The organism is Duganella vulcania (genome assembly GCF_009857655.1).
Taxonomy (GTDB): domain Bacteria; phylum Pseudomonadota; class Gammaproteobacteria; order Burkholderiales; family Burkholderiaceae_D; genus Rugamonas; species Rugamonas vulcania.
Map to the genome: position 1 here is coordinate 12951 of NZ_WWCX01000013.1, position 16654 is coordinate 29604.

The 16654-nt window shown below is 64.8% G+C and carries 16 protein-coding genes; 9 read left to right on the plus strand and 7 right to left on the minus strand.

What is annotated here, in order from left to right:
- Window positions 1–54 precede the first annotated feature (54 nt).
- Entirely contained in the window at window positions 55–1635 is a 1581-nt protein-coding gene (locus GTP90_RS10705; RefSeq protein WP_161083504.1) for an alkaline phosphatase D family protein, read from the minus strand.
- An 11-nt stretch (window positions 1636–1646) separates the two neighbouring features.
- A complete protein-coding gene (locus GTP90_RS10710; RefSeq protein WP_161083505.1) occupies window positions 1647–2096 on the minus strand; it encodes an acyl-CoA thioesterase in 450 nt (149 codons plus the stop codon).
- 61 nt (window positions 2097–2157) lie between these two features.
- On the opposite strand from GTP90_RS10710, the gene GTP90_RS10715 reads away from it, so the two are divergent.
- Both GTP90_RS10715 and GTP90_RS10720 read left to right on the plus strand, forming a co-directional pair.
- The gene (locus tag GTP90_RS10715; protein WP_161083506.1) at window positions 2158–4020 is read left to right on the plus strand and encodes an ABCB family ABC transporter ATP-binding protein/permease; all 1863 of its coding nucleotides are present in this window, start codon (window positions 2158–2160) and stop codon (window positions 4018–4020) included.
- Window positions 4021–4030: 10 nt separating this feature from the next.
- Entirely contained in the window at window positions 4031–5449 is a 1419-nt protein-coding gene (locus GTP90_RS10720; protein WP_161083507.1) for a M20/M25/M40 family metallo-hydrolase, read from the plus strand.
- Window positions 5450–5457: 8 nt separating this feature from the next.
- Here GTP90_RS10720 and GTP90_RS10725 read toward each other — a convergent pair whose 3' ends face one another.
- A complete protein-coding gene (locus GTP90_RS10725; protein WP_161083508.1) occupies window positions 5458–7017 on the minus strand; it encodes a family 43 glycosylhydrolase in 1560 nt (519 codons plus the stop codon).
- Between the two features lie 188 nt (window positions 7018–7205).
- Between GTP90_RS10725 and GTP90_RS10730 the strand changes: the two genes are divergently transcribed.
- On the plus strand, window positions 7206–7616 hold the full coding sequence (locus GTP90_RS10730; protein WP_161083509.1) for a hypothetical protein: 411 nt from the start codon (window positions 7206–7208) through the stop codon (window positions 7614–7616).
- On the plus strand, window positions 7613–7813 hold the full coding sequence (locus tag GTP90_RS10735; protein WP_161083510.1) for a hypothetical protein: 201 nt from the start codon (window positions 7613–7615) through the stop codon (window positions 7811–7813). Before GTP90_RS10730 ends, GTP90_RS10735 begins: the two co-directional genes overlap by 4 nt.
- A gap of 56 nt (window positions 7814–7869) precedes the next feature.
- On the opposite strand, the gene GTP90_RS10740 is transcribed toward GTP90_RS10735, so the two are convergent.
- Window positions 7870–9123 carry a dicarboxylate/amino acid:cation symporter gene (locus GTP90_RS10740; protein WP_161083511.1) on the minus strand — a complete coding sequence of 418 codons (1254 nt, stop codon included), beginning with the start codon at window positions 9121–9123 and terminating at the stop codon, window positions 7870–7872.
- Between the two features lie 217 nt (window positions 9124–9340).
- Here GTP90_RS10740 and GTP90_RS10745 point away from each other — a divergent pair, with 217 nt between their 5' ends.
- The gene (locus GTP90_RS10745; protein ID WP_161083512.1) at window positions 9341–10066 is read left to right on the plus strand and encodes an amino acid ABC transporter ATP-binding protein; all 726 of its coding nucleotides are present in this window, start codon (window positions 9341–9343) and stop codon (window positions 10064–10066) included.
- Window positions 10067–10074: 8 nt separating this feature from the next.
- Here the strand turns inward: GTP90_RS10745 and GTP90_RS10750 are convergent, their stop codons facing one another.
- A complete protein-coding gene (locus GTP90_RS10750; RefSeq protein WP_161083513.1) occupies window positions 10075–10977 on the minus strand; it encodes a LysR family transcriptional regulator in 903 nt (300 codons plus the stop codon).
- 105 nt (window positions 10978–11082) lie between these two features.
- On the opposite strand from GTP90_RS10750, the gene GTP90_RS37395 reads away from it, so the two are divergent.
- Window positions 11083–13065, plus strand: coding sequence for an oxidoreductase (locus GTP90_RS37395; protein WP_161083514.1), 1983 nt, complete (start codon window positions 11083–11085; stop codon window positions 13063–13065).
- Window positions 13066–13080: 15 nt separating this feature from the next.
- Here GTP90_RS37395 and GTP90_RS10760 read toward each other — a convergent pair whose 3' ends face one another.
- Window positions 13081–13344, minus strand: a complete 264-nt coding sequence (locus GTP90_RS10760; RefSeq protein ID WP_161083515.1) for a Txe/YoeB family addiction module toxin — start codon at window positions 13342–13344, stop codon at window positions 13081–13083.
- Entirely contained in the window at window positions 13341–13583 is a 243-nt protein-coding gene (locus tag GTP90_RS10765) for a type II toxin-antitoxin system Phd/YefM family antitoxin (protein WP_161083516.1), read from the minus strand. Before GTP90_RS10765 ends, GTP90_RS10760 begins: the two co-directional genes overlap by 4 nt.
- 116 nt (window positions 13584–13699) lie before the next feature.
- Between GTP90_RS10765 and pyrC the strand changes: the two genes are divergently transcribed.
- Genes pyrC through GTP90_RS10780 form a run of 3 tightly spaced genes read left to right on the plus strand, consistent with a single transcriptional unit; the run spans window position 13700 to window position 16595 of the window.
- Window positions 13700–14752, plus strand: coding sequence for a dihydroorotase (pyrC, locus tag GTP90_RS10770; protein WP_161083517.1), 1053 nt, complete (start codon window positions 13700–13702; stop codon window positions 14750–14752).
- 3 nt (window positions 14753–14755) lie between these two features.
- Entirely contained in the window at window positions 14756–15553 is a 798-nt protein-coding gene (locus GTP90_RS10775) for a DUF3025 domain-containing protein (protein WP_161083518.1), read from the plus strand.
- A gap of 46 nt (window positions 15554–15599) precedes the next feature.
- A complete protein-coding gene (locus GTP90_RS10780) occupies window positions 15600–16595 on the plus strand; it encodes a Gfo/Idh/MocA family protein (protein ID WP_161083519.1) in 996 nt (331 codons plus the stop codon).
- Window positions 16596–16654 lie beyond the last annotated feature (59 nt).

The window sequence follows — 16654 nt, forward strand, 5'->3', positions numbered from 1 at the left end:
GTAGCGCCTCCATGCGGTGATGGTCTAGCCAGTATAGGCCGTGCCGGCCCCGAATCAAGCGCTAACCAGTCCCGGCCTGCCGTCGCGCACCAGGAAGCTGGCGATGGTCTTGATGGGGCTGGCTGCGTTGCGGACATCGTCCAGCGCCAGGAACAAGGTGGTGGTGTCGGATGGCGTGATGTTGAGCAGCATGAAGCCGCGCTTGTCGCTGCGCCCGTACTTGAGGCTGTGGTTCATGGCGACATATTGCTCGGTGCGCGCCTGCGGGCGCGACGGCGAAGTGACCGAGGTGCCGACGAACTCGGTGGCGATGACGGGATTGCCCGCCGATCGCGGCCGCGTGGGGATTCGGTTGAGCTCGGCGGCGAAGAAGCTGTGGACGTCGCCGCCCAGGATCAGCGGGTTGCTGGCCTTGCTGGCATGCAGCGCGTCGAACAGGCGCTGGCGTGCGGCCGGGTAGCCGTCCCAGCCGTCGGTCCAGAAGCGGCCGTCGGATTCCTTGATCACCGGCACCTGGCTGTTCTGCGCCATCAGCGTTTGCTGCGCCAGGATGTTCCAGCGCGCCGGCGATGACGCCAGCCCTTGCTCCAGCCAACGCTGCTGCTCGGTGCCCAGCATGGTGCGGCTCGGATCGCCCAGCTCGGCGCACTCGCGCTTGAGCACGGAGCTGGAGCCGCCGCGTCCGGCGGGCGTGCAGGCATGATGTGAGCGGTACTGCCGGTCGTCCAGCACATGGAAGCGCGCCAAGCGGCCCCAGTCGTAGCGCTGGTACATGCGCAGGTGCGCGAAGTCGGCCGGTGGCACGCGCAGCGGCATGTGTTCGTAGAAGGCCTGGTAGGCGGCGGCCCGGCGCTCGGGGAAGCGCGGGTCCAGCCGCTCGTCGCGGTCGCTGCCGTAATCGTTGGCGACTTCGTGATCGTCCCAGGTCACGACCCACGGCGCGGCGAGATGCGCGGCCTGCAGGTCGCGGTCGGTCTTGTACTGGGCGTAGCGGGCGCGGTACTCGGCCAGCGAGAAGCTCTCAGCGGTCCGTAGCGCCGTTTGCGGATGCGCCAGCTGGTACGGGCCCCACTCGTAGATGTAGTCGCCCAGGAAGGCCACCAGGTCGGGCGCTGCGGCCGCGATGTGGCGGTGCGCGGCGTAGCTGCCGAACTCCCAGTGCTGGCATGAGGCCACGGCCAGCTTCAACTGGTCCGGCATGGCGCCGGCGGCGGGCGCGGTGCGGGTGCGGCCGACCGGGCTGACGGCGTCGCCCAGCATGAAGCGGTACCAGTACCAGCGCGCCGGCGCCAGGCCGGTGACATCGACGTGCACACTGTGCGCCAGCTCCGGTACGGCGCTGGCCATGCCCTTGGCGACGATGCGGCTGAAGCGCTCATCCTCGGCCATCTCCCAGCGCACGCTGAAGGCCAGCTGCGGCGTGGCCGCCGCGTTGAGCGGATCGTGCAGGATGCGGGTCCAAATGATGACGGCGTCCGGCAACGGCGAGCCGGAGGCCACGCCGAGGCTGAACGGATAGGACTTGCTGGCGCTGGATGGCACGGTCTGGCCGGCAGCGGAACCCGCGCCGCAGCCGGCGGCCAGCGCGGCCAGGCGGCTGGCGGTGAGCAGGAATGCGCGGCGAGGCTGGTGCATGCCGCGCCGGATCAGGAGTGGATCAGCGTTTCGATCGGCGGCACCTTGCGCGGTTTGCGGTCGGAGTCGGTGGCGACGTAGGTCAGCGTGGCCTCGGTGACCTTGACGGTGCACGCCTGCAGGCGGTTGCGCTCCGCGTACACCTCGACGTTGACGGTAATGGACGTATTGCCAACCTTGACAATATCAGCATAAAACGACAGCAGGTCACCGACGAACACCGGGTTCTTGAACACGAAGGAGTTCACCGAGATGGTCGCGACGCGGCCGTTGGCGCGGCGGGTGGCCGGCAGCGAGCCGGCGATGTCGACCTGCGCCATGATCCAGCCGCCGAACACGTCGCCGTAGACGTTGGCATCCGACGGCGCCGGCATCATGCGCAATTCCGGCATTTTCCCCGCTGGCAGGCCGCGGTTGACGGTTTCGACTTTGATGGTGGTGGGATTTTCGGGGGAGGTCATCGTGAATTCTCTTGAAGGGCTACAATTACCGGGATTGAACCATAAAAAGCCGACATCCGCCATGCGCCGTTACCCGAACTCCCCGCCCGAACCCGTCAACAACGCCGGCAGCGCCACCCCGCGCAGCGACACGGCGACGCTGAAAACGCTCTTCCCGTACCTGTGGGTCTACAAATGGCGCGTGCTGCTGGCGCTGGGCTGCCTGGTCGGCGCCAAGCTGGCCAACGTCGGCGTGCCGGTGGTGATGAAGCGCCTGATCGACAGCCTGACCATTTCGCCGACGCACCCGCAGGCGCTGCTGGTGCTGCCGCTCGGCGCGCTGGTGGCGTATGGCGTGCTGCGCGTGTCCACCACCTTCTTCACCGAGTTGCGCGAGTTCCTGTTCGCGCGCGTCACGCAGCGCGCGGTGCGCACCATCGCGCTGCAGGTGTTCCGCCACCTGCACTCGCTGTCGCTGCGCTTCCACCTGAACCGCCAGACCGGCGGCATGACGCGCGATATCGAACGCGGCACGCGCGCCGTCGGTTCGTTGATCAGCTACACGCTGTTCAACATTCTGCCGACGCTGGTGGAGATCACGCTGGTGCTGGGCTACCTCGTCACGCACTACGACATCTGGTTCTCGGTGATCACCTTCGTCGCGCTGGTGACCTACATCTCGTTCACCATCTTCATCACCGACTGGCGCACGCACTTCCGCCGCACCATGAACGAGCTGGATTCGAAAGCCAACACCAAGGCCATCGACTCGCTGATCAACTACGAGACCGTCAAATACTTCGGCAACGAAGACTACGAGGCGAAGCGCTACGACGAGGGCTTGCAGCGCTATGAATCGGCCGCCGTCAAGTCGCAGACATCGCTGTCGCTGCTGAACACCGGGCAGTCGCTGATCATCGCCACCGCCGTCACGCTGATCCTGTGGCGCGCCACGCAGGGCGTCATCGACGGCAAGATGACGTTGGGCGACCTGGTGCTGGTGAACGCCTTCATGATCCAGCTGTACATACCGCTCAACTTCCTCGGCGTGATCTACCGCGAGATCAAGCAAAGCCTGGCCGACATGGAGAAGCTGTTCGCGCTGCTGGACCAGAACCGCGAAGTGGCCGACGCGCCGGACGCGCAGCCGCTGCTGACGCACGGCGCGCAGGTGCGCTTCAACCACGTGGACTTCAGCTACGAATCCAAGCGCCAGATCCTGTTCGACGTGGACTTCACCATCGCGCCGGGCACCACGACGGCGGTGGTGGGCCACAGCGGTTCTGGCAAGTCGACCTTGTCGCGATTGCTGTTCCGCTTCTACGAGGTCAACGCCGGCGGCATCACCATCGACGGCCAGGACCTGCGCTCGGTCACGCAGGACACGCTGCGCCACGCGATCGGTATCGTGCCGCAGGATACGGTGCTGTTCAACGACACCATCGAATACAACATCGCCTACGGCCAGCCCGGCGCGACGAAGGAGCAGATCGTGGCGGCGGCGCGCGCTGCATCGATCCACGATTTCATCGACAGCCTGCCGGACGGCTACGCGACCATGGTCGGCGAGCGTGGCCTGAAACTCTCCGGCGGCGAGAAGCAGCGCGTGGCGATCGCCCGCACGCTGCTGAAGAATCCCGCCATCCTGATCTTCGACGAAGCCACCTCCGCGCTGGACTCCAAGGCCGAGCAGGCGATCCAGGCGCAGTTGAAGGAAATCGCCAAGAGCCGCACGACGATGGTGATCGCGCACCGCCTGTCCACGGTGGCGGACGCGCAGCAGATCCTGGTGCTGGACCACGGCCGCATCGTCGAACGCGGCACGCACCAGTCGCTGCTGGCGGCGGATGGTTTGTACGCTCAGATGTGGCAACGGCAGCAGGCCAAGGCCGATGAAGAACTGGTGTCGTCGCCCGACGACGCCGTGGACGCAGTCTCTAACTAAGGAATCGACGATGAAGTCTCGTTTTGTGCTGGGTGCGGTGTCTGTCATGATGGCTTGCGTGCAGAGCGCGCACGCCGATCCCACGGAGCAGAAGTTCCGCGCCCTCTACAAGGAGCTGGTCGAAACCAACACCACGCTATCGGCGGGCAGCTGCACGTTGGCCGCCGAACGTGTCGCGGCGCGATTGAAGACGGCGGGCTTCACCGATTCGCAGCTGCACCTGTACGCCGATCCGGCGCATCCGAAGGAGGGCGGTCTGGTGGCCGTCATGCCGGGCAGCGATCCGAAGGCGAAGGCCATCCTGCTGCTGGCGCACATCGACGTGGTCGAGGCCAAGCGCGAGGACTGGGTGCGCGACCCGTTCACGCTGATCGAGGAGGACGGCAAGTTCTACGCGCGCGGCGCGCTGGACGACAAGGCGCAGGCGGCCATCTGGGCCGACACGCTGGTGCGCTTCAAGACCGAAGGCTACGTGCCGCGCCACACTCTGAAGATGGCGCTGACCTGCGGCGAGGAGACCGGCGGCGCCTTCAACGGCGCCGAGTGGCTGACCAAGAACCGCCGCGAGTTGATCGACGCCGGCTTCGCCATCAACGAAGGCGCGGGTGGCGAGCTCGATGCGGCGGGCAAGCGCGTGTCGATGACGGTGCAGGCGGGCGAAAAGGTGTCGCAGAACTACCGGCTGGAGGTGACCAATCGCGGCGGCCACAGTTCGCGGCCGCAGAAGGACAATGCGATCTACCACCTGGCCGGCGCGCTGAAGAAGATCGAAGGCTACACCTTCCCGATTCAGCTGGCCGACGGCAGCCGCGGCTACCTGAAGGGCATGTCGAAGATCCAGTCGAACGAGGGCCACAAGGACGTGGCGGCGGCAATGCTGGCCGTGGTGAAGAATCCCAACGACGCCAAGGCGGTGGCGCTGCTCTCGGAGCGCAACAGCAGCTGGGGTGCGATGCTGCACACCACCTGCGTGGCGACCATGCTCGACGCGGGCCACGCCACCAATGCGCTGCCGCAGCGCGCACGCGCCAACATCAACTGCCGCATCTTCCCCGGCGTGACGCAGGAGACGGTGCGCGAGGCGCTGGCCAAGGCCATCAACGATCCGGCGGTGAAGGTGGAGACGCTGGAAATACGTGGCGAGAATTCAGCGCCGCCTGAACTGACGCGCGCCATCATGGAGCCGGTCGAGAAGCTGACCGCGAAGATGTGGCCCGGCGTGCCGGTGCTGCCCATCCTGCAATCGGGCGCCACCGACGGCCAGTTCCTGAATGCGGCCGGCATTCCGACCTACGGCATCAGCGGCATCTTCCTGACGCCGGACCTGGGCAACATCCACGGCCTGAACGAATACATCGGCGTGCAGTCGCTGATGGAAGGCCGCACCTTCCTGTACGACCTGGTGAAGGTCTACGCGGGCCAGAACTAGGCCGGAACCTAGGCCAGCGCGCGGTAGCGGAAATCGCACATGCGCACAGCGCCCTCGCCGGCGCTGTAGACGCCCGGCTTGAGGCTGAGGAAGCCGCCGAACACGTTGTGGTGCATGCCCGATACCTCCATCTGCCACGGATGCTGGATCCATTCGCCGGCGCCGAGCGCGTACCAGAAGGTGACGATGTTGCGGTCGTTGCGCACGCGGATGCGCACCGTGGACACGGCCATCTTCTCGCGCATCCAGCTTTGCTCCTGGCCGTAGTGGTAGGTCCGCATGTGGGTGGTGCTGAAGCCGATGCCGACGAACATGCGCTCGTTGTAGTGCAGCAGCAGGCCGCCATGGCCTTCGCCTGAAATGTCGAGCGTGACGGTGGCTTCATAACTGCGGTCGCCGGCCGTGCAGGTGAGCGGCGAGCAGTCGGCCGGTGATGTTCCCTTGCCCGCGATGGTCAGGCTGCCCGCTTCGCGGCGCGCGCGCCGCATCTCGTCCGGTCCCGGATTGAAGAAGCTCCACTGCATGCCGAAGCGGTCCTGCGTAAAATCGTCGGACCATGCGCGGCCGTGCGGAACCGCGCTGCCTTTCCTCGGCATCGGCAGCGGTGATGACAGGTCGCCGCCCTTGGGCTTGAACCAGCCGTCGCTGGTCCATTCGATCGGCTCCAGCAAGGCTTGGCGGCCCAGCGTGCGGTAGCCGTTCTCGTAGCCGTGATAGACCATCCACCAATCGCCGGCAGGGCCTTCGACCAATGTGGCGTGGCCGCGCGACCACCACATCTCGCTGTCGCTGCGGGTGCGCACCAGCGGATTGTGCGGGCAGTTTTCCCATGGACCGTGGATGGAGCGCGAACGGGCGGCGATCACCATATGGCTGGTCGGCGGGCCGGAAGTGCCGCCGACCGCCAGCACCAGGTAGTACCAGCCATTGCGGCGCAACAGCTTCGGTCCCTCGGGCGCGAACATCTCCACCACCCAGTCGGACGGATAGCGCCACGGCTCGTAGATTTTTCCCAGCGTGCCGACGGTGGCCAGGCCGTCGTCGGTCAGGCCGATGCGGCGCACGCCGTTGACGAACAGGTAGCGCTTGCCGTCCTCGCCGACCGCGTGGCCGGGATCGATGGCGTCGATGTGCAGGTCGACCGGATCGCTCCAGGGGCCACGGATGTTGTCGGCCCAGATGACGTAGATGCTGCCTTCGGCGGGGATGTAGATGAAGTAGCGGCCGTTGTGCTTGACGAGGTCCATCGCCCACACGCTGCCGATTGGTTTGGTCAGCGCCGCGACGATGGGTTCCCAGTTCACCAGGTCGCGCGAATGCCAGATGACGGCGCCGGGGTAGGACAGGAAGGACGAAAACGTCATGTAGTAATCGTCGCCGTCCTTGAGGATGGTGGGATCGGGATGGTCGCCGGACAGGATGGGGTTGAGGTAGGTGCCGTTGCCCAGGTCGGCCTTGCGCTGGCCTTCGACGCCGCGTCCCCAGGTGGGCTTGGCGTTGGCCGCCAGCGGCCCCAGTGCGGCGCCCGACAGCAGTGTTTTCAGCGCGGTGCGCCGTGTTGATTTCATGATGTCTCCGCATCCAGGATATTGTCGCGGCCATGGTGCCTAGAGTGACGCGGACATGCAATTACAAAACTCACCAAGCCAGATAACGATTCCGCACAACGGTGCCAACGCCCGCTTGCTGTGAGGCCGCACAAGGCGCATCATGAATATTCGGACTACGCTCCTATGGAATTCCCCAAGGAGGCTATATGTCTGACTTTTACAAATACTTCAAAGAAAATATGGATGGCTTAGGATTGCCTGCGCCAGAGAGTATTTTTGGAAACGTGCAGCTGGCAACCGCAACGGCTTCAACGTTGATCGGTCTCGCCGAAAAGTTCGGCAAGAACGTGACAGTGGCGGAGATGGTAGGTGCCGGAATTCGCGGTGAAAAATTACTGGTTATCGGTGCAATGAGTGCCTCGTACTATCTCGGCGCCGTAATCGGGAGTATTGCTGTTGCAACGGGGCGCAGTTTGGCAGGCGGAGTTTCACTGGCTGACGTTCTGCTTAACGCTCAGACGAATCACCTGCACCGCCCTTGGCTGCCGGCCGTTATGATGCGTCATCCCGAGATTTATAAAAAGCGCCGAGTCGTGCAGGTGAGGAGAGTCCGATGAAAGATGGTTTGATTTTATTGATTGCCGGTTTGATTTGCGCAGGTGGCGCGGCATTGTTCTTCAGACTTTTCGGTAGCGAGGCTTTCAACGTCATCACGTTGCTGACGCTGGTCTCTGTCCTTGTCGACAACGCGCGATTGCGTCGCCGGTTGCGGGATATGGGCGCCAAGCCCGAGGGCAAGCGCACCTGGCTGTGACGAAAAAAAAGCCACCTCGCTGAACGAGGTGGCTTTCTTGCAGTTGCCTGTATTGCTTACGCGGCCTTGACCAGCTCGACGTCGCCGGGAGCGGCCAGTTCGCCCTCCCACTTGGCGACCACCGCGGTGGCCACGCCGTTGCCGATGACGTTGGTCGCGGAGCGCGCCATGTCCAGGAAGTGGTCGATGCCCAGCAACAGCAGCATGCCCGCTTCAGGAATGTTGAACTGGCCCAGCGTCGCGGCGATCACCACCAGCGAAGCGCGCGGCACGCCGGCCATGCCCTTGGAGGTCAGCATCAGCACCATCATCATCGACATCTGCTGGCCCAGCGACATCTCGATGCCGTAAGCCTGCGCGATGAACACGGTGGCGAAGGTGCAGTACATCATCGAGCCGTCCAGGTTGAACGAGTAGCCGATCGGCAGCACGAAGGCGGCCAGGCGGTTGCGTACACCGAAGCGCTCCAGGCCTTCCAGCGTTTTAGGATAGGCCGCCTCGCTCGACGCGGTCGAGAAAGCCAGCAGCACAGGGCTGCGCAGCTCTTTGAGCAGGCCGAAGATGCGGGTCTTCAGGAAGACGAAGCCGATCGCGATCAGCAAGATCCACAGCAGCGCGATGCCGAAGTAGAACTCGGCCATGAACACGCCGTAGGTCGACAGCACGCCCAGGCCGCTCTTGGCGATCACGCCCGACACGGCCGCGAACACGGCGATCGGCGCGAACTGCATCACGTAGCCGGTCACCTTGAGCATCACGTGGGCCACGCCGTCCAGCGCGGCGACCATGACGTTGGCTTTCTCGCCGACCGCCGCGGCGGCCGAACCGAAGAACAGCGAGAAGATCACGATCTGCAGGATCTCGTTCTTGCTCATGCCTTCGACGATGGAGGACGGCACCAGGTGGGTGACGAATTCCTTCAGCGTCAGGCCGGACACGACCAGGTCGGACTTGGCGCTGGTGGCGGCCATGTGGCCCAGCAGCGCGTCGCCGGGGCGGAACAGGTTGACCAGCACCAGGCCCAGGCTCAGCGACATCACCGAAGCGATGAAGAACCAGCCCAGCGTCTTGATGCCGATGCGGCCCACCTCGGAGGCGTCGCCCATTTTGGCGATGCCGCAGACCAGCGTCGAGAACACCAGCGGCGCGATGATCATCTTGATCAGGCGAAGGAACAGCGTGGTGATCAGCGACATGTAGTCGGCGAAGTCGGTGGGCTTGGCCAGCTGGGTATTGGCCAGGTAACCGGCGAAGATACCCAGCGCCAGTCCGACGAGGATGTAGGTGGTCAATCGGCTTTGTTTATGCATGTTATGAGCTTCCTGTGGTAGTGTCTCTCTGGGCCTGCGCAGAGGGCGGGGTGTCCGCCGCTGCGGGTATTCTGCATTGGCTGCAACCGGTATTTTATGGTCCGGCTGATGAAACTATGGGCAAGTTCCGCAGTATCCTTGTGGGCAGAGGCGCTGTCAAGCGCATGTAGAGCCGTACCCGCACGGGTGCGGACCGGCTTTTTTATTCAGCGTGTATATGATTGAAATCGATAACGTCAGTAAGTGGTATGGCCAGTTTCAGGTGCTGGCGGAGTGCACCACCAGTGTGGTGAAGGGCGATGTGATGGTGATTTGCGGGCCTTCCGGCTCCGGCAAATCGACGCTGATCAAGACGGTCAACGGGCTGGAGCCGTTCCAGCAGGGCCGGATTACCGTCGACCGCGTCTCGGTCGGCGACAAAAACACCGATCTGCCGGCGCTGCGGGCGCGGATCGGCATGGTTTTCCAGAATTTCGAGCTGTTCCCCCATTTGTCGGTGCGCGACAACCTGAACCTGGCGCAGGTCAAGGTGCTGGGCCGCAGCGTCGACGAGGCCACCGAGCGCGGCCAGCGCTACCTGGACCGGGTCGGACTGCTGGCGCAGCAGGACAAATTCCCCAGCCAGCTCTCCGGCGGCCAGCAGCAGCGCGTGGCCATCGCCAGGGCGCTGTCGATGGACCCGATCGCCATGCTGTTCGACGAGCCCACCTCCGCGCTGGATCCGGAAATGGTCAACGAGGTGCTGGACGTGATGGTCGGCCTGGCGCAGGAGGGCATGACCATGATGGTGGTCACCCATGAAATGGGCTTCGCCCGCAAGGTGGCCAACCGCGTGGTGTTCATGGACCAGGGCCGCATTCTGGAGGATAGCGCCAAGGATGAATTCTTCGCCGCGCCCCGCTCGGAACGGGCGCGCGATTTTCTCGCCCGGATAATTCATTAGTATTTTATCTACAGCGGCGCGGAGTATCCCCTCAGGCTGGCCTGCACGAAATCGATGAACAGCCGCACCCGCGACGGGATCAGGCGCGATTCGATGATCGCGTACACCGGTACCGGCGCGAAGTCCCATTCCGGCAGCACCCGCTGTAGCTGGTCCCGCTCCAATGCCCCGGCCGCCTCGGGGCCGGCGGAAATCGCCACACCCAGGCCCAGCGAGGCCAGTTTCCTGCACATGCCGACGTTGTTGGTGGCATAGCGCCCGCCGACCTCGATGGTGACCGTCTTCTTGCGCGAGGACAGCGTCCATTGCGCCTTACCTCCGACCGGGAACGGGATGATGCATTGATGGTTGACCAGGTCGTCGGGATGGTTCAGCGGCGCCGCGCCGCGCAGATATTCCGGCGACGCAAACAGGTAGCGTGGCAGCAGGCCCACCTGCCGGGCGATCAGCGTTGATGGCGTCGGCGGCGGTGTGCCTATGCGGATCGCACAATCGAAGCCGTCGGTCACGAGGTCGACGCGGCGCGACGTCAGGTCCATTTCGAAATCGATTTGCGGATACTGCGCGCTGAACGCCTTCAGCGACGGCGCAAGGTAGGTGATCGCCAGATCCACCGGCATCGATACCCGCAGCGTGCCGGTGGGGCGCTCCGCCAGTTCCTGCAGCGATTCGTGCGCGAGGCGCGCCTCCGCCACGATGCTTTCGCAGCGGCGGAAATAGGCTTGCCCGGCCTCGGTCAGCTCGACCTTGCGGGTCGAGCGGTGGAACAGGCGCACGCCGATTTCCTTTTCCAGCTCCGAGATGCGGCGCGACAGCGTGGAGTTGGGCATGTCGAGCGTCTCGGCGGCGCGCCGGAACCCTTTGGCGTTGGCGACCGCCACGAACAATTCCATGCTCGATAAAAGTGACATTGCGATTGCTCCATCCGTGGATCAGTGATTTCATTTTAAGCTATTTATCCCATGGGGGAATCAATGGATGATGGCTGCACATTCACTCACTTAGCGAGGCTCCCAATGAACACCTTATCGACAGCAGTGCAAATCGGCCGCTACACCCTGCGCAACCGCATGGTGATGGCGCCCATGACCCGCTCGCGCGCCAACGACGACGGCGTGCAGTCCGAACTGGCCGTGACCTACTACCGCCAGCGCGCCACGGCGGGCTTGATCGTCACCGAAGGCGTCTTCCCCAGCGCAATGGGCAAGGGCTATGTGCGCACGCCGGGCATCTACAGCGACGAACAGGTGGCCGCGTGGAAGAAGGTGACGGAGGCGGTGCATGCCGAAGGTGGACGCATCTTCATGCAGCTGATGCACACCGGCCGCATCTCGCATCCCAGCATGCTGCCCGGCGGCGCGCTGCCGGTCGCACCGTCCGCGATCAAGCCTGCGGGGCAGTCCTTTACCGCCGCCGGCATGATGGATTACGTCACGCCACGCGCGCTGGAGACTGCCGAGGTGGCGGACGTGGTGGCCGAATACCGCCAGGCGACACGGCGCGCGCTGGAGGCGGGCTTCGATGGGGTGGAGCTGCATGCGGCGTCGGGCTATCTGCCGGAACAGTTCCTGGCGTCGGGCAGCAACCAGCGCAGCGACCAGTATGGCGGTTCGATTCCCAACCGCGCGCGCTTCATCCTGGAAGTGCTCGGCGCGATGATCGCGGAAGCGGGCGGCGACCGTGTCGGCATCAAGATCTCGCCGGAGATGGGATTCAACGACATCAAGGACGACACGCCGGTGGAGACCTACACCTACCTGGTGCGCCAGCTCGCCCCACTGGGCCTGGCCTATCTGCACGTGGCCAAGTTCCAGCCTGAATATGACTACCACGGCGCGCTGCGGCCTTTGTTCAACGGCGCCTACATCCTGGGCGGCGGCCAGACCCGCGAGTCCGGCGAGCAGCGCATCGCGGCCGGCGAGGCTGATGCGGTGGCATATGGCAGTGCCTTCCTCGCCAATCCCGACCTGCCGCGCCGCTTCGCGTTGAACGCGCCGCTCAACACGCCCAATCCGGCGTTGTTCTACGCCCCGGGGGCGCAGGGCTATATCGACTATCCCGCGCTGGACGACACCCCAAGCAATCGCGCGCTGCGCATCCATGCGTACGGCGGCGTGGAGGTGATGGGGTGGGATGAGGTGCCGATGCCGCAGCCGGGTCCGGGCGAGGTGATGGTGCGGGTTGCCGCCGCCGGTGTCAATGGCCTCGATTGGAAAATTCGCGATGGACTGGTCAAGGATATTTTCCAGCTGCCGCTGCCCGCCACGCTGGGTCTGGAATTGGCCGGCGAGGTGGTCGCGGTTGGCGATGGCGTCGACAGCTTCGTGGCGGGCGACCGTGTGTTTGGCGCGTTGGGCGGCCTGGGCGCCTACGCCAGCTACGTGGCGGTTGCGGCCTCGAAGCTGGCGCCGACACCCGCCGCCATTGAAGATGCCACCGCTGCGGCGATTCCAGTCGCCTCGATGACGGCATGGCAGGCGTTGTTTGAAACCGGCCAGCTGCAACGGGGCGAGACGGTGCTGATTCATGGCGCGGCTGGTGGCGTCGGCAGCTACGCGGTGCAGTTTGCCAAGCAGGCCGGCGTCCGTGTGCTGGCCACCGCGCAAGGCCGTAATGCCGACCTGCTGCGCAGCCTTGGCGCCGATGAAGTCATCGACTACAAAACCACCCGCTTCGAGGACGTGGCGAAGGATGTCGACCTGGTGTTCGATCTGGTGGGCGGCGAAACGCTGGACCGTTCGTGGCAGGTGCTGTCGCCGCAAGGCCGCATCGTCAGCATCGCCGCACCGGACATCGTCCAGCGCACACCGGCCGGCCGCCGTGGCACCTGGCATACGACGCACCCCGACGGCGAGCTGCTGGCGCGGATCGCCAAGCAGGTGGCAAATGGCGAGTTGACCGTGGTGGTATCGGAGCTTGTCGCGGCAGGGGAGGCGGCGGCCGCCATCGAGCGCAACAAAACCGGCCACGGCGCAGGGAAGACGGTGATCTGCTTCTAAGTAGTTCCGGACGCGCTACTCGTAGTGCGTCCACATGCGCAGGATGCGAACAATATGCTGATCCGGGAAGACCTCATAGACGAGGCGGTGATGTATGTTGATCCTGCGCGAGTAAGCTCCCGCCAAGTCCCCGACCAGTTTTTCAAAGGACGGTGGACGCGCGTAAGGATCGTTGGCCAACAGGTCGAGCAGCGCCTGCACTTGCTTCTTCATTCCGGCGGCGGCCACCTTCTTTGCATCCTTTTGCGCCTGGTGGGAGTACACCAGCTGCCAGCTCACCAGATCAATTCCTTGGCGCTGTCGTCCAGCGGCTCTGCGCGTGCGGCGAGAATGGATTCGCGCATTCCCGGCACGGACAGCAAGTACAGCGTCTCTTGTATCGCGCTCCAGTCCTCGGCGGAGAGCAGCACCGCGTTATTGCGCTTGCCGGTGATGGTGATCGGCGTATGGCTGGCGGCGGTTTCGTCGATTAAATTGTAGAGGCGTGCGCGGGCGTCGCTGGCGGAGATGGTATCCATGGTTGCTCCTGTGTGATCCGATCAAAACGTACGCTTTAACGTACGCGCTGTCAAGCGAACGGCGCAAAGAGGTAAAATGGCGGGATTCGTCATTGATAGCCTGAAAGCCCGCCGCCATGTCCGACCTCGAACACACCCCAGACAGCATCACCATCGCCCGTCCCGACGACTGGCATTTGCACCTGCGCGACGGCGCCACCCTGGCCAGCGTGCTGCCGCATAGCGCCCGCCAGTTCGGCCGCGCCATCGTGATGCCCAACCTGAAGCCGCCGGTGACCACCACCGCCGCCGCCGAGGCCTATCGCAACCGCATCATGGCCGCGCTGCCGGCGGGCATGAAATTCGAGCCGCTGATGACGCTCTACCTGACCAACAACACGCCGCCGGACGAGATCCTGCGCGCGCAGGAAAGCGGCATCGTCCACGCGGTCAAGCTGTATCCGGCCGGCGCCACCACCAACTCGGACGCCGGCGTGACCGACCTGTCCAACTGCTACAAGACGCTGGAGATGATGCAGGAAGTGGGCATGCCCTTCCTGGTCCACGGCGAAGTCACCGACCAGGACATCGACCTGTTCGACCGCGAAGCCGTCTTCATCGAGCGCGTGATGCGCCCGCTGCGCCGCGACTTCCCGGCGCTGAACATCGTCTTCGAACACATCACCACCAAGCACGCCGCGCAGTACGTGGCCGAAGCCGAAGGCCCGATCGCCGCGACCATCACCGCGCATCACCTGCTGTACAACCGCAACGACATCTTCAAGGGCGGCATCCGTCCGCACTACTACTGCCTGCCGGTGCTCAAGCGCGAAGAACACCGCCTGGCGCTGGTCACCGCCGCCACCAGCGGCGACGAGCGCTTCTTCCTCGGCACCGACTCCGCGCCGCACGCGCAGGGCGCCAAGGAAGCCGCCTGCGGCTGCGCCGGCTGCTACACCGCGCTGCACGCGATGGAGCTGTACGCTGAAGCCTTCGAACGCGCCGGCGCGCTGGACAAGCTGGAAGCCTTCGCCAGCTTCAACGGCCCGGCCTTCTACGGCCTGCCGCGCAACACCGACACCATTACGCTCAAGCGCGAACAGTGGACGCTGCCGGAAACCCTGCCGCTGGCGGACCAGCAGGTGGTGCCGCTCAACGCCGGCGAAACCATCAACTGGAAAATGGTATAAGCAGTGCTGCAAGCGATAGACTGGCCGCGTCCCTGGTACGACTCGATACGCACCGCGGCCGGCCACCTCTCGGCGGACGTGCCGTTCATCGACACGCTCAACGCGCAGGCCGCCGCACTGGGCCTGCGTAACCACCAGGATTTGCCGGTCCACTTCGTGCCGCAGGAATCGCTGCCGGAAGGTACGGCGTACGAGGAATTCATCGGCGCCACCGGCGGCGTGCCCACGCGCGACAACCTGCACGACTTCTTCAACGGCCTTGTGTGGCTTAGTTTCCCGCGCATCAAAGTGCAACTGAACGCCTTGCAGGCGGCGCAGATCGCGCGCGACGGCGTCGGCAAATCGCGCGGCCCCGCGCGTGACGGCGCCACCATCTTCGACGAAAACGCCGCCCTGCTGGTGGTGCGCGACAGCGCCGCAGGCCACGCATTGACGGCCGCGCTGCGCGAGCATCAATGGCGCGCCGCCTTCATCGAGCAGCGCGCCAGTTTCGGGCCGGACGCGCAAGTCTGGCTGTTCGGCCACGCGCTGATGGAAAAGCTGGTCGCGCCGCGCAAGGCGATCACCGCGCACACCCGCGTGGTGGTGGCCGGCGACGACTTCTTCGCCATGGACCACGACGCCCGCCGCCACTGGATCGATGCCAAGGTGGCGCAGGAGCTGTCCGAACATGGCCTGAGCACCGCCGACTTCACGCCGATGCAGGCGCTGGGCGTGCCGGGCTGGTGGCCGGAGCAGGACGACGCCTTCTACGACGACGCAACGGTGTTCCGCCCCAAGCGCGCACCGGCGGTAGAATAGATTTTTTCAACCGACTTCGCCGCCGACGCGGCAGAAAGAGCACGCCATGACGCAGGTAATTCGCTGGGGGATACTCGGCACCGGCAAGATCGCCAAGGCTTTCGCCACCGCCTTGCAGGAGACTCCTGGCGCCAAGCTGGCCGCCGTTGCTTCGCGCACTGTAGATAGCGCTACCAGCTTCGGCGCCGAATACGGCGTGGAGCGCTGCCACGGCAGCTACCAGGCCTTGGCGGACGATCCCGAAGTCGATGTGATCTACATCGGCACGCCGCACCCCATGCACCACGAGAACGCGCTGATGTGCCTAAACGGCGGCAAGGGCGTGCTGGTGGAGAAGTCGTTCACCATGAACCGCCGCCAGGCCGAGGACATCATCAACCTCGCGCGCCAGAAAAAGCTGTTCGTGATGGAGGCGATGTGGACGCGCTTCATGCCGGCCGTGGTGGAGGCCAAGCGCATTGTCGACAGCGGCGAGATCGGCGTGCCGGCCAATGTCAGCGCGGACTTCGGCTTTACCTCGGACGCGGGCCCGGAGCATCGCCTGTTCGCGCCGGAGCTGGGCGGCGGCGCGCTGCTGGACCTGGGCATCTATCCCTTGTCGATGGCGTCGTTCTTTCTCGGCCCGGTGACGGGTGCGAGGGCGCAGGCCGAGATGACCGCCACCGGCGTCGACATGCAGACCGCGTTCACGCTCACGCACAAGGACGGCGGTGTATCGTCGTGCGCATGCAGCCTGCGTTCGCGCACGCCGACCGAGCTGACGATCTCCGGCACCAAGGGTTTCGTGCGCCTGCACGACCGCTTCCACAACACGGAGACGATCACCGTCACGCTGGTGGACGGCGCCTCGCGCAGCGAGCGCACCATCAACCTGCCGCGCAGCGGCAACGGCTACACGCACGAAGCGCAGGAAGTGGGGCGCTGCATCCGCGCCGGCTTGATCGAAAGCCCGGTGATGCCGCACGAGGAAACGCTGTCCATCATGGGCACGCTGGACGACATCCGCGCGCAAATCGGCTTGAAGTATCCCTCCGACATTTAAGGCCTTCAAGCGCGGGCGGCGGGAACTGGTTAAAATCGACAGATGTCGTTTCCATAACC